At 72.9% G+C, this 12447-nt stretch carries 9 protein-coding genes and 1 tRNA gene; 8 read left to right on the top strand and 2 right to left on the bottom strand.

The window, feature by feature from the left end; translation table 11 throughout:
- Positions 1–52: 52 nt before the first annotated feature.
- From DEI86_RS10465 to DEI86_RS10455, 3 genes are all read left to right on the top strand, one after another.
- Positions 53–928 (top strand): LysR family transcriptional regulator, encoded by an 876-nt coding sequence (locus tag DEI86_RS10465; protein WP_220035650.1) that lies wholly within the window; start codon positions 53–55, stop codon positions 926–928.
- 128 nt (positions 929–1056) lie between these two features.
- Positions 1057–2436, top strand: a complete 1380-nt coding sequence (locus DEI86_RS10460) for an LCP family protein (RefSeq protein ID WP_111049487.1) — start codon at positions 1057–1059, stop codon at positions 2434–2436.
- Positions 2437–2623: 187 nt separating this feature from the next.
- A complete protein-coding gene (locus DEI86_RS10455) occupies positions 2624–4168 on the top strand; it encodes a BNR repeat-containing protein (RefSeq protein WP_111049486.1) in 1545 nt (514 codons plus the stop codon).
- Between the two features lie 75 nt (positions 4169–4243).
- On the opposite strand, the gene DEI86_RS10450 is transcribed toward DEI86_RS10455, so the two are convergent.
- Positions 4244–4332 (bottom strand) — tRNA-Ser (locus DEI86_RS10450).
- Between the two features lie 675 nt (positions 4333–5007).
- Between DEI86_RS10450 and DEI86_RS10445 the strand changes: the two genes are divergently transcribed.
- Positions 5008–6162: a Fic family protein gene (locus DEI86_RS10445; protein ID WP_258376515.1), complete on the top strand. Its 1155-nt coding sequence runs from the start codon at positions 5008–5010 to the stop codon at positions 6160–6162.
- 124 nt (positions 6163–6286) lie between these two features.
- The gene (locus DEI86_RS10440) at positions 6287–6583 is read left to right on the top strand and encodes an excalibur calcium-binding domain-containing protein (RefSeq protein ID WP_111010079.1); all 297 of its coding nucleotides are present in this window, start codon (positions 6287–6289) and stop codon (positions 6581–6583) included.
- A gap of 177 nt (positions 6584–6760) precedes the next feature.
- Here the strand turns inward: DEI86_RS10440 and DEI86_RS10435 are convergent, their stop codons facing one another.
- Positions 6761–7690 (bottom strand): acetamidase/formamidase family protein, encoded by a 930-nt coding sequence (locus DEI86_RS10435; protein ID WP_111049484.1) that lies wholly within the window; start codon positions 7688–7690, stop codon positions 6761–6763.
- A 113-nt stretch (positions 7691–7803) separates the two neighbouring features.
- On the opposite strand from DEI86_RS10435, the gene DEI86_RS10430 reads away from it, so the two are divergent.
- From DEI86_RS10430 to DEI86_RS10420, 3 genes are read left to right on the top strand one after another with little or no spacing between them, the layout of a single operon-like run.
- Entirely contained in the window at positions 7804–8829 is a 1026-nt protein-coding gene (locus tag DEI86_RS10430; protein WP_111013860.1) for a MoxR family ATPase, read from the top strand.
- Positions 8829–10052: a DUF58 domain-containing protein gene (locus tag DEI86_RS10425; protein WP_111049483.1), complete on the top strand. Its 1224-nt coding sequence runs from the start codon at positions 8829–8831 to the stop codon at positions 10050–10052. Before DEI86_RS10430 ends, DEI86_RS10425 begins: the two co-directional genes overlap by 1 nt.
- On the top strand, positions 10049–12415 hold the full coding sequence (locus DEI86_RS10420; RefSeq protein ID WP_111049482.1) for a DUF3488 and transglutaminase-like domain-containing protein: 2367 nt from the start codon (positions 10049–10051) through the stop codon (positions 12413–12415). Before DEI86_RS10425 ends, DEI86_RS10420 begins: the two co-directional genes overlap by 4 nt.
- Positions 12416–12447: the final 32 nt, after the last annotated feature.

Genomic DNA, 12447 nt, shown 5'->3' with positions numbered 1-12447 from the left:
CGGAACTCGGCTACCGCTGCTACCGTGATCGCAAATCGTGATAGGAGGGCCCATGATGTTCGAGACCGCACTGCTCACGAGCTTCCTCGCCGTGGAGCGCACGGGGGGCTTCACCGCTGCTGCCAAGGACCTCGGTCTGCGGCAGTCGACGATCAGCGGACACGTCGCCCGACTCGAGCGACAGACCGGTCGTCAACTGTTCCGACGGGACACGCACGCCGTGGAGCTGACACCGGACGGCATGGCCATGGTCCGCTTCGCCCGCGAGATCCTCGCCGCACAGGGACAGGCCGAGGCGTACTTCACGGACACCGGACTCGCCGGTCACATCCGGTTCGGTGCGTCCGAGGACATCGTCGCGACCGGTCTGCCGGACATCCTGCTCGACTTCCGGAACGCGTACCCCTCGGTGGACCTCGACCTCCGGGTCGGGCTGACGGCGGAACTGCGCGAAGAGGTCCGGAGCAACCGGCTCGACCTCGCCCTCGTCAAGCGCCGTCCGAGCGAGGACGTCGGCGACCTGGTGTTCCGCGACCCGCTCGTGTGGGCCGGGCGCGAGGGTGAGGTCGTCGACCCGGACGAACCCGTGCACCTCGTCACCTATCCCGGCACGAGCGTCACCCGTGATGCCGCCGTCGCCGCGCTCGAGGGTGCTGGCCGGCCCTACCGGATCACCTGCGTGTCCGCGAGCCAACAGGGCATCCGGGCAGCGGTGTACGCCGGGCTGGGCGTGACCGTGCACCCCGGGTCGATCCTCCCGGCCGGGTTGGTCCCACTGACCGGACTGCCGGACCCGGGCTGGACGGAGTTCACGCTCGTGTCGCGTGCCGGACCGCCGAGCGTCGCGATGTCGGAACTCGTGAACGCGATCCGTACGGGCGCGGACCGCGTCATCAAGGGGCATTCGATCGCGCGCGCGGGGGCCTGACGCTCCCTCGACGTGACCCCCATTCGGGGGCACGCCGAGGGGATCCCGGCGGTGGCCACCCGCTCGGGTATCGTCCCCGCGGACGACGGCACCCGAGCCGTCCGCCCGAACTGCCAGGAGGAAGCGTCGTGTCCGACTTCGACGACCTCACCGACCCGCGGCGGGAGCCGACGATCCTCCGAGGTCCGGGCGGTCGTGTGATCGGCGCACGGCACGGTCGACGGCACCGCGGGTTCCGGCCGGCGCGACTCCTGGTGGGCGTGGCGATGCTCGCCGGCATCAGTGTCGTGACCGCCGGCTCACTCACTGCCTACGCCGCCTACGACCTGGGGCACCGGATCGCCCAGAACGCGGTCGACGTCGGGGGAGCGGGCGGGCAGAGCACCGACGGCGCGTTCAACGTCCTGGCCGTGGCTGCCGACAACGACCCCGGGCAGGGCACCGAGTACGGGGTCCGGCAGGCGACGCTCAACGACGCGAACGTGCTGCTGCACGTGTCCGCGGACCACACGCAGGCCGTCGCGATCAGCTTCCCCCGCGACCTGCTCGTCGACCAGCCGGCCTGCACGAGCCACGGGACGACGACTGCCGCGGTGCAGGACACCCCGCTCAACGAGGCGTACGGGCGCGGCGGTCTGGGCTGCGTGGTGAGGACCGTCGAGCAGGTCAGCGGACTGCGCATCCCGTACGCCGCGCAGATGAGCTTCGACGGCATCATCGGACTCTCCGACGCGATCGGGGGTGTCCCCGTCTGTGTGACGGACGACGTCGACGACCCGTACACGGGCCTCCGGTTACGCGCCGGCGAGCACACGGTGTCGGGGGCGACCGCGCTGGCGTTCCTCCGCGACCGCCACGGGATCGGCGACCAGAGCGACCTGTCCCGGATCTCGAGCCTGCAGCAGTTCCTGTCGTCGCTCGTGCGGAAGGTCAAGGGCAACGGCACGCTCGGCGATCCGGCGAAGCTGTACGGACTGGCCCGCGTCGCCTCGCACACGGTCAAGCTCTCGACGACACTCACGGATCCGTCGACCATGGTCGCCATGGCGCGGACGTTCCAGGGCATCGGACTCGACCGCATCACGTTCGTGCAGTACCCGGGCGCCACAGATGACCCGGACCACCCCGGCAAGGTCGTTCCCGACTCCACGACCGCCCGCCAGCTCATGGCGGCGGTGCGCTCGGATCGGTCGTTCTCGCTCGCCGCGGGGTCGGTGGGCCGTGGGTCGGAGTCGGTCAGCGGTGGGTCGAGCGGGTCGGGTGGGTCGAGCGGGTTGGGCGTGTCCAGCGCGGCGGGCGGGTCCTCGGGTGCGAGCGGCGGTGGCTCAGGCGGCAGCGGCAGTGCTGGCTCCGGCGGCTCCGGCGCCGATTCCGGCTCCGGCTCCGGCTCGGCAGGGTCGGGAGGCGCGGGGCACGAGGGGACTTCGGCCTCCGCACGTCCCGAGACGATCAGCGGCGTGACCGGTCAGACCGCGCAGCAGCGGACCTGCGCGGTCGCGGCCGGTTGACGAGCCGGATCGGGCAGCGGAGCCGAATCGGTCGCGGCCGAGTGACCGGAGGAACACTCGGGTCGCGGACGCGACCACGAGGTGACGTGCGGGGTGAGCGGGGCCGGAGCCGGGCCTCCCGGCCGGTGCGCTCGTCGTACCGTCCTGCCCGAGTCGACACATCGTCGGCTCGGACAGGAGGAGTGCCATGAGCGTCGTCCGAACCGTCAGCGTCCCGGCCCCCGACGGGAGTCCCGCGCACTGCTGGGCGGGGATGATGATCCCGCAGGCGGTCGTGCGGAACCCCCGGAACGGGCACGTCCTCATCGCGCGGTACCGGGCCGACCGGACGATGGGCGTGCTCGACGTCGACGTCTCCGGCGCGACGGCCCGCACCCGATCGGACACCACGCTGCTCGACGGTGCCGGCGCCGCCGTCGTGTTCGACCAGGGGCAGGCGACGGCGACGGCGAGCAACGGGAACATCAACGACTCGCACAACCTGGTGTCCGCGGTCGTCGACCGGCAGGGGGACCTGCACGTCACCGGGAACAACCACAACACCGCGCTCCGGTACTGGCGGACCACGTCGGCGGACGACCCGACCACGCTCCGGAGCAAGGACGCGCCGGGGCCCATGGACGGCGTCTGGGTGGCGAAGGACCGCACGGGTGCCGAGGTCCGGCGGTACCTCGACGCCGGTGCGGAGCTCGGCGCCTGCAGCTACCCGACGTTCTTCCGAGGCCCCCAGGGGCAGGTGTTCCTGTCGTGGCGGAACGGGGAGTCCGGCCGCGGCAACCAGTTCCTGTACGAGTACGTCGAGTCGTCGAAGCGGTGGGTGAGCGTCGCGGGGGAGGACATGCGGTACGCGCCGTACCCCGACGGCCGCATCCTGCTCGAGGGCATGTCGAACGACGTCAGTCCTTACCCGACCCTGCCGGTGCCTGGTCCCGACGGCTGGTGGTGGATGGTGTGGGTCTGGCGCGGGGACCCGACGGACGCGGACACGAACGGACGGCTCTCGGCGGCGCGGAGCCAGGACCTGCGCCAGTGGTACGGCCTCGACGGGACGACGCTCCCGCCGACCATCACGTTCGGGACGTCTGGGGTCGTGGTGGACGACCTCCCGCTCACCGGGAGCGGTCTGCTCAACGACGCGACGCGCATCGGGTTCGACCGCGCAGGGCGACCGGTGATCGCCTACTACAAGTACGTCGGCAGCGGGAGCGGGCGGACGACGCAGCTCTTCGTGGCCAGGCCGGACGGGGCCTCCCGGCAGTGGGTCGTGACGCAGGTTTCGGCCTGGAGCGGGGCCTACGACCTCGCCCGACTCGGCACCGCGCAGCAGGGCATCGCGGTGACGAGCGTGTCGACACCGGTCCCGGCGGCGGCACCGGACGACGCCGTCATCGGCTATGCGCGGTCGAACGGGGCGGCCCGCGCGATCACGGTGGCGAGCGGTGCCAGCGTCGGCAGCGCACGCGGCGTCGCGGACGCACCCATCTCGACCACCGCGACCCCGCCCGAACTCACACAGCGGTCCGTCGACCCCGCGCGGTACCCCGGTCTGGCCGTGCGGACGGCCGTCACGGACGCCTTCGACGACGGCGGCCGTCGTGTCGCGTGGACGCTCCGGTGGGACGCGGGGCCGTACCGGAACGATGGGCGGGCGCCCGACGTCGCGTTCCCGGCCGAGGGGTCGCCCCTGACGCTGGTGCTCACCGACGTGGACGACTCGGGGGTCGCGGGGTAGGCGGTCGGGCGGGGCGGGCAGCGGTGGCTCAGAACCCGTAGAGCAGGGATCCGTGGAGCTCGACGCCGGACACGGCGGAGACGGTGGGATTTGAACCCACGGTTCCCAAAAGGGAACTCCACCTTAGCAGGGTGGTGCACTAGGCCTGACTATGCGACGTCTCCCGGTGCCCACCGGAGCGAGCACGCGACCACCATCATAGGGGAGCCGAGCGACGGGCGGGACCACCGCCTCCCGGACCGGTGCGCCTGAGCCGCGCCACGCAGACCCTCGAAATGGGGACAACGCGCCCGTTGTCCGCCGTTCTGGGGACTCGTAGCATCGGCTCCGTCGCGCGCGCGATCACATCCGGGTCGTCTGATCCGGTGCGCGGACACGTACACAGCAGAGGCGTCGCTCCTCGCGAGCCCCAGGGCGCGGCCGTATCCGATCGGCATGCGCGGGGTGGGGAGCGGCTCGAGGGGGCGCGGCCGTCGTGTCGCGTCCCCTCCTGTGCCGCTGCCCGTCGCGCGTCGTGTGCGAGCCCCGCAGATTGCTTCGGCCTGCCGCCGACGCCATGTCGACTCGCGTCCCAACGGGGTCGCCGGATCACCGCGGCGAGATCGGCACGATGGCGACGCGAGCAACGGAGCGAGGGGTTGTGGGACCAGGGTGAGCTGTAGTCGCGATGCTGAGAAGATGCCGCTGGCGTCCGTGGGTCGCTTGGGTATCCGAGCCTTGTCGTTGCGCCGGCCTTACATAAGGTCGTGCCATAACCTTATGCAAGGGGGTGGCGACCGATGAGTTCAGGAGCGAGTCCGGCAGGGCAGGACGGTCCGGCGGTGCGGTACGAGGAGCGCGTGCTCCCGCCTGTGCACAACCCGGACCTGCTCTCGCGACGAGCAGCCGAGCGGCGTCGCGCGTCCTACCTCGCCGCCGTTCCACCGGCGATCGCCGCGATGCCCTTCACGATCCCCACCGAGGTCCTCGCCGAGGTCGATGACGCGTCCAGGATGATCACCCGGTTCGATGCGGAGTTCGCGGGATTCCCGGCGCCGTTCTCGGCGGTCCTGCTCCGCAGCGAGTCCGCGTCGAGCTCGCAGATCGAGCACCTGACCTCCGGCGCTCGAGCCATCGCCGAGGCGGAGATCGACGAGCGGATCCAGGGCAACGCGCCGCTCATCGTGCGCAACGTCCGCGCCATGGAAGCAGCGATCGCCCTCGCCGACGACATCAGCGACGCGACGATCATCGAGATGCACCGCCAGTTGCTCGAGAGCTCCGCACCCCGGCTGGTCGGCGGGTACCGCGCGGAGCAGGTGTGGATCGGGGGCGCACTCCCGCACGACGCGGCGTTCGTCCCGCCGCACCACGAACGCGTGGCGGATGCGATGGCCGATCTCGTCGCGTTCACCAGGCGGACGGACCTCCCCGTCCTCGTCCAGGCGGCCGTCGCACATGCGCAGTTCGAGACCATCCACCCGTTCCCCGACGGGAACGGCCGGACGGGCCGCGCGCTCGTGCAGGCCATCCTCCGCAACGGTCGGCTGATCCGACACATGACGATCCCGGTCAGCAGCGGCATCCTCACGGACGTCGACGCGTACTTCGATGCGCTCGACGCCTATCGGCGGGGGGACGTGGCCCCGATCGTGGCTGTGTTCGCGACGGCCTCACTCGCAGCGCTCCGCAACGCGACCGTGCTCGCCGAGGACTTGGCGCGACTGCAGCGCGAGTGGGACGGTCGGTTGACGGGCCTCCGTGCGGACTCGACGGCGCGACGGCTCGCGCGGGTGTCCATCGAGCACCCGGCACTCAACGCTCGGCTCGCACGCGAGCGCACGGGCGCGAGCCAACCGGCGGTGGACAACGCGCTGCAGCAGTTGACCGAGCGCGGGATCCTCCGGATGGTCAACGGCCAGCGGCGGAACCGGGTGTGGCTGAACCCGGAGGTGCTCGACGCCCTCGACGCCTTCGCGGAGCGGAGCGGCCGGCGCCAGGATCCGTCGTACTGACGACCCTCCGGACACCGCCACTTCGGGGGTACGCGAGGACTCCTCGCTACCCCTATGCTGACGCTGATCGGTGGATCCGGTCGCAGCGCCGCGGACCCGAACCCGGCGGCGCACGGAGGGGAACATGCGCAAGCGCGCCATCACCATCGGCCTCGTGCTCACGGCGGTCGCGGTCGCCGGGGTGGGCAACGCCACCGCCGCCGAGGCAGCCACCACCAAGTACGCCAACTGCACCGCGGTGCACAAGGTCTACTCGGGCGGCATCGCCAAGACCTCGGTGACGTACAACACGGTGCACCACACCAACGGCACCGTCGAGCACCGCAAGCTCAAGGGCACCGTCAAGAAGGACAACGCCCTGTACTCGGCGAACAGCAAGCTCGACGCCGACAAGGACGGGATCGCCTGCGAGGCTGACTGACCCGGCGCGGCGGCCGCGCCAGCGGGATGAGCCGCGGAACGGACCAGGAGCCGCGCATCGCCCCGGTTCACAGTCCGTTCCGCGGCTCATCGACGTCGGTGCGACGTCGGTGCGACGTCGGTGCGCGTCGGTGCGAGTCGGTGCGACGCCGCGCGACGGCGGAGGCGGTGCGCCGCCTCAGACGAGGATCGCGTCGTGCGGCAGCAGCGCGTGCACGCCCCACGTCTGGTTCGCGATCTGGGTGACCCGCATGCTGACGGCGACACTCGCCATCGCCAGGGCCTGCGCGCGGGTGACGTCGTGCAGCGCAGCGATCCAGTCGACCATGGCGTTCAGGGCCGTGGCGGTCGCCGCGTTGAGGTCGGCGTCGAACCCGAAGGTGATCCGACCCGCCGGGGTGTCGGCGTGGACGCCCGGGACCGGTGCCGTGTCGAGCAGGGACAGCGTCATCGTCGTCGTCATGTCGCACTCGACGGCGGTGCCCGAGACCTCGCCGTCGCCCTGCGCCGCGTGGCCGTCGCCGACGAACAGGAGCGCGTCCGGCACGGTGACCGGGAGGTACAGCGTCGCGCCTGCGACGAGCTCGCGGCAGTCGATGTTCCCGCCGCCGACGGGCCGCGGCGGGATGGTCGAGTGCTCGCCGGTCGGCTCGGGAGGCACGCCCACGACGCCGAGGAACGGTGCGGTCCGGACGCCCAGGCCGAGCTGGTTCCGTGCCACCCCGGCCTCGGCGTCGATGTCCCAGAGCAGCGGCCCCCGCGTCGCGGCGTCGGCGAGACCGAGGGCCCGGTTCAGCTCGTTGTCGACGCCGCCCGAGCCGGTGTAGCCCCAGGTCCCGGGGACCAGGGCGTCGAACCGCACGGCGAGCACCTGCCCGGGCAGCGCGCCGGTGAGCGCGACGGGGCCGACGAGGCAGTGGCCGCGGCGGCTCGTGATGAGTGTCGGGACCTCCTGGCCCGGCTCCTGCTGCCGTTCGAGGTACCCGGCCGCGCTCAGCGTGCGGACGGTGACGGTGTCGCCGGGGGACGCCCGCAGGACGGGCGCGCGCTCCGCCGTGAAGACGTCGATCGCCGTGTCGGTCGTGGGCTCGAGAACGTGGTCCGCCATGCACCGATCCTGCCACCGAGAGGGGTACAGGACGGCGCCCGCCGTCGCGGAGGGGGCTGCCATCGGCCCGAGGTAGCATTCCCGGACACGTCCTACGAGCCTGGAGGTCCGGCTTGCCACACAGCGCTGACGTCGCCGATCCGGGGGGACCGGGCGGGGCGGGGGCATCGTTCCCGGTCGACGAGATCCGCTCCGCGGGCGACGCGATCGTGCGTGCGGTGGGCACGGTCGTGGACGGCAAGACCGAGGCGATCCGCACCGCGCTGACGGTCATGCTGGCCGAGGGGCACCTGCTCGTGGAGGACGTCCCGGGTGTCGGCAAGACCGTGCTCGCGAAGGCCCTCGCGGCCACGGTCGGTGGGTCGGTGAGCCGCATCCAGTTCACGAGCGACATGCTGCCGTCCGACGTGACGGGCGTGAACATCTACGACCAGGCGTCCGGGTCCTTCCGGTTCGCCCCCGGGCCCGTGTTCGCGAACGTGGTCATCGGTGACGAGATCAACCGGACGAGCCCCAAGACCCAGTCCGCCCTGCTCGAGGCCATGGCGGAGTCGCAGGTCACGGTCGACGGCGTGACACGGCCCCTCGAGTCGCCGTTCATGATCGTCGCCACGCAGAACCCCATCGACATGGAGGGCACGTACCCACTGCCCGAGGCACAGCGTGACCGCTTCATGGCCCGTATCACCATGGGCTACCCGAGCCTCGACGCCGAACGCGAGATGCTCCGCAGCCGTGGCGTCGGCGACCCGATGTCGGCACTGCGGCCCATCGTCGACGTCGCGACCCTCGCGGCGATGATCCGGGCCGTGCACGCCGTGCACGTCGCGCCCGACGTCGAGGGCTACGTCGTCGACATCGTCCGCTCGACCCGGAGGCACCCGGACCTGCTGCTCGGTGCGAGTCCGCGGTCGACCCTGCACCTCGCCGGCGCCGCACGCGCTCGCGCCGCGCTCGAGGGTCGTCCGTTCGTCACCCCCGACGACGTCGCCGCGCTCGCCCCGGTCGTGCTCGCGCACCGCCTCGTGCCCGTCGCCCGGAACCTCGGCGGCGGTGCCGAGGACGCCGCTCGTGACGTCGTCGTCCGTATCGTCGCCGACACGGCGGTGCCGTTCGGCGCCGCGGCCGTGCGGTCCTGATGCCCGGGACCCGCCGCGGTCGGGTCGCCCTGCCGCGGCCGACCTCGCGCGGTTGGACCACGGTCGCGGTGGGCATCGGTCTGGTCGGGGCCGGGCTCGTGGCGACGACGAGCCTCGCGGTGACGGCCGGGCTCCTCGTCCTCGTGCTCGTCGTCCTCGGCGCCGTCGTCGCGATGGTCGCCGCCGGACCGATCCGGGCGACGCGGCAGGTCCCGCGTACGACGATCGAGGCCGGTGCCGTGTTCCGCGCCACGCTGCTGGTCGAGGGTCGGCAGCGGGCGCTCGGCGTCGTGCGGGTGCTCGTGCGTGACCGCCTCGACGACCACTTCGCATCGGCAGGGGACCTCGAGGCCCTCGTCGACGTCGGGTCGGGTCGTCCCCCGGCGCGGCTCACGGTCGAGGCCATCGCCGCGCGCCGCGGTCGTCCCCGGTTGGGTCCGGCGACGGTCCGTGTCGCCGACCCGTTCGGACTCGTCCACGTCGACCGGGTCGTCGTGGCGGCGCAGGAGATCGTGGTCGTGCCCCGCACCACGGTGCTCGGCGCGATCGAGACGGGCGTGCTCTCGGGCGCGGTCTCGGCCGAGGCCGGACGAACCGGCCAGGGCGGGTCCGCGGACGACAGCGAACTCCGGCCCTACCGACCGGGCGATCCCATCCGCCGCGTGCACTGGGGGCAGAGCGCCAAGCGCGGCGAACTCCACGTCCGGCAGACCGCACAGGCCCAGCCGCCCGAGGCGACCGTCCTGCTCGACGTGCGCCGCGCCTCCTACCAGGAGCTCGGCCGCGACCCGTTCGCCGAGCTGTCCGACATGGCCGGGGACGCCGCGTTCGAGCACGCGGTCGTCGTCGCCGCGAGCGTCGCACGGGTGCTCGCCGCGCGGACGTCCCGCGTCGCCCTCGTCACCGCGGACGACGTCCAGCCGTCGCCCGCGGGGGACCTGGCGTCCGTGCTCGTCGGACTCGCCGACGTCACGCTGCGCTCCGACGCGCGCCCGGTGGCCGAGGTCCTGCCCGAGGTCCGTGCCGTCGACGTGCACGGCATGACCGCGGTCGTCACGGGCCAGTGCACGGCGGAGCAGGCGTCAGAGCTCGTCGCTCGCACGCCCCCGGCCTCGCGCGGGCTCCTCGTGGCGATCACGCCACCGGACGCCGCCGCTCGCGGGGTCCTCGACCGTGCCGGATGGCGCGTCCTCGTGGTTCCCGTGGGCGGGAGTGCCCGATGACCGACACCGCCCGTCGCCCGGTCACGGGCCGTGACGTCCTCGAGCGCGACGACCGCACCGACGAGGACCCGGGCACGCCGAGCCGCATGCTCGTGGCCGCCGCGGCGCTGCCCGTGGTCGTGGCGTCGCTCGCCGTCCGCCCGCTCGTGCAGGGGATCGCGTGGTGGGTCTCCGCGCTCGTCGTCACCGCCCTGCTCGTGGGCGTGATGCTCGCCGTCCGCACCCGCCCGCGGTGGGCCCGCTTCGTCGCGCTCGTCGTCACCCTCGTCGGCGGTTCATGCGCGCTGGCGATCCTCGACGGCACGGAGCCGCTCGGGTGGCTCGACCGCAGCGGCGCGCTCGGGCAGGCGCTGCTCGCGATCAAGGTGAACCCCGCGCCGCTCCCCGAGACCGACGCGGTGCAGCTCGTCGTGTCCGTGACGCTCGTCTGGACCGCCGGCGTCGCCCTGTTCGTCGCGGTCATCGCGCCCACGGCCGCCCTCGCCGCCGTGCCCGCGTTCGTCGCACTCGTCGTCCCGGGGATCGTGACGGGAACGGCGCCGAGCGTGGTGCTCGTCGTGCTCACGGGCATGGCGTTCCTGCTCGTCCTCTGGTTGTCGGTCCGGCCCGTGCAGCAGGCGTTCCCGGCGATGGTGATCGGCGCGGTCGCCCTCGTCGTCGCGGTGGGCCTGCCGACCGTCGTCCCGATCGACGCCAGCTGGCTGTCGGGGGTCACGGGCGCGATCCAGGCCCCGATCAACCCCGGGCGCCCCGGCACCCTCCTCAAACTCGGTGACGACCTGCGGCGTCCGAGCGAGATCGAGGTGTTCCGCTACCGGACGACGACGGGGGTGCCGGAGTACCTCAAGCTCGCGGACCTCGACGAGTTCGGCACGGGCGACTGGGTGCCCTCGGTGGTCGATGCCAGCACCGCCCCGAGCGCCGACCAGGGCCAGTTCGCCACCGGGGTGAACCCGCGGGTCGCCAGCCGCGAGGACGTCCAGGTCCGGGTCACCGGGCTGTCGAGCCAGTACCTGCCGCTGCCGTCGGGTGCGGTCGGGATCCAGTCCCGGTCGACCGCGCTCGACCTCACCCAGTGGCGGTGGATGGGGCGGTCGAACACCGTCCGGTCCACCGGGCAGACGACCCGCCGCGGCGACGTCTACCAGGCGTACGGGGTCGCGACGTTCGCCAACCCCTACCTCGACGCGATCGCCCAGCACGGTCGCTTCGGCATGATCGCGAGTGGCGACTGGAACCGTCCGACGTCCGCCCAGCTCCGCACCGACCTCCAGCTGCCGCGCAACCTCCCCGGGAGCATCCGCGCCGCCGCCGAGCGCGTCGCCGGGACGGCGGGCGACCAGTACGAGCAGGCACGCGCACTCGAGTCGTGGTTCCGGAGCGGCCGCTTCACCTACTCCGAGACGGCGCCCGTCGAGCAGGGGTACGACGGCGACAGCATGGACGTCGTCGCGAAGTTCCTGCAGGTGCGGGCCGGGTACTGCGTGCACTTCGCCTCGGCGATGGCGGTCATGGCCCGGGTGCTCGGGATCCCGTCGCGCATCGCGGTCGGGTACCGGCCGGGCGGCACGCAGAAGGACGGCGAGTACGTCGTCTCGAACCGGCAGCTGCACTCGTGGCCCGAGTTGTACATCAAGGGTGCCGGCTGGGTGGGCTTCGAGCCGACGCCGGTCGCACAGGACCAGTCGGACGCCGAGCTGCCCGCCACCGCGTCGCCGACCTCGCTCCCGACGGTCACGCCGCTCCGCTCCGCGCCCGCGAACCAGCCGACCGCGCAGCCCTCGTCGGCGTCGCCGACGCCGGATGCTGCGTCCGGCGCTGGCACGGGCGGATCGGACGGCGGCTCGGCGACGTGGGAGATCGCCCTGGCGGTCCTCGTGGCGCTCGGTGCGCTGGTCGGGCCGGGACTGTTCCGCACCCTCCGTCGTCGTCGTCGTCTCGGACTGGTCCAGACCGGTCGCGATCCCGCCGCGAACGCCTGGCGCGAGGTGATCGACGACGTCGCGGACCACGGGTTCACGCCGGCGACGGTGCCGCCGGACGATCCCGCGCTCGCGGCCCGGACGGCCCGAGCGGTGCTGACGCGCCTGGGCGCCACCCTGCCGCCGGCGACGCTGACGCCGCTGGGGACGGTGGTCGACGCGCTCGACCGCGAGCGTTACGCACGACCGGGTACCGCACCGGTCGACCAGGACCGGTTGCGGGACGCCGTTCGGGAGGTCCGGGTCGGGCTCGACGCAGCCGTGTCACCCTGGCGCCGGGTGCTGTCCCGGGTGTGGCCGCCGTCTCTCGCGCCGTCGAGAGCGTGGACCGGTCGCGGGCGCCGACATGCCGCACCGCAGGCGCCGCGACCCGCCGAGTAGGTCCCGTCGCGACCCGCCGAGGAGGTCCCGTC

Origin of the sequence: Curtobacterium sp. MCBD17_028, from assembly GCF_003234875.1 — a bacterium.
Taxonomy (GTDB): Bacteria; Actinomycetota; Actinomycetes; order Actinomycetales; family Microbacteriaceae; genus Curtobacterium.
The sequence above is the reverse complement of the archived record's forward strand: the minus strand, read 5'-3'. Positions and strand labels throughout refer to the sequence as shown.

Excerpts from the sequence above, each read along its gene's own strand:
- DEI86_RS10465 (WP_220035650.1), top strand. The coding sequence starts at position 53 with ATGATGTTCGAGACCGCACTGCTCACGAGCTTCCTCGCCGTGGAGCGC.
- DEI86_RS10435 (WP_111049484.1), bottom strand. The coding sequence starts at position 7,690 with ATGGCGGACCACGTTCTCGAGCCCACGACCGACACGGCGATCGACGTC.
- DEI86_RS10440 (WP_111010079.1), top strand. The coding sequence starts at position 6,287 with ATGCGCAAGCGCGCCATCACCATCGGCCTCGTGCTCACGGCGGTCGCG.
- DEI86_RS10455 (WP_111049486.1), top strand. The coding sequence starts at position 2,624 with ATGAGCGTCGTCCGAACCGTCAGCGTCCCGGCCCCCGACGGGAGTCCC.
- DEI86_RS10425 (WP_111049483.1), top strand. The coding sequence starts at position 8,829 with ATGCCCGGGACCCGCCGCGGTCGGGTCGCCCTGCCGCGGCCGACCTCG.
- DEI86_RS10420 (WP_111049482.1), top strand. The coding sequence starts at position 10,049 with ATGACCGACACCGCCCGTCGCCCGGTCACGGGCCGTGACGTCCTCGAG.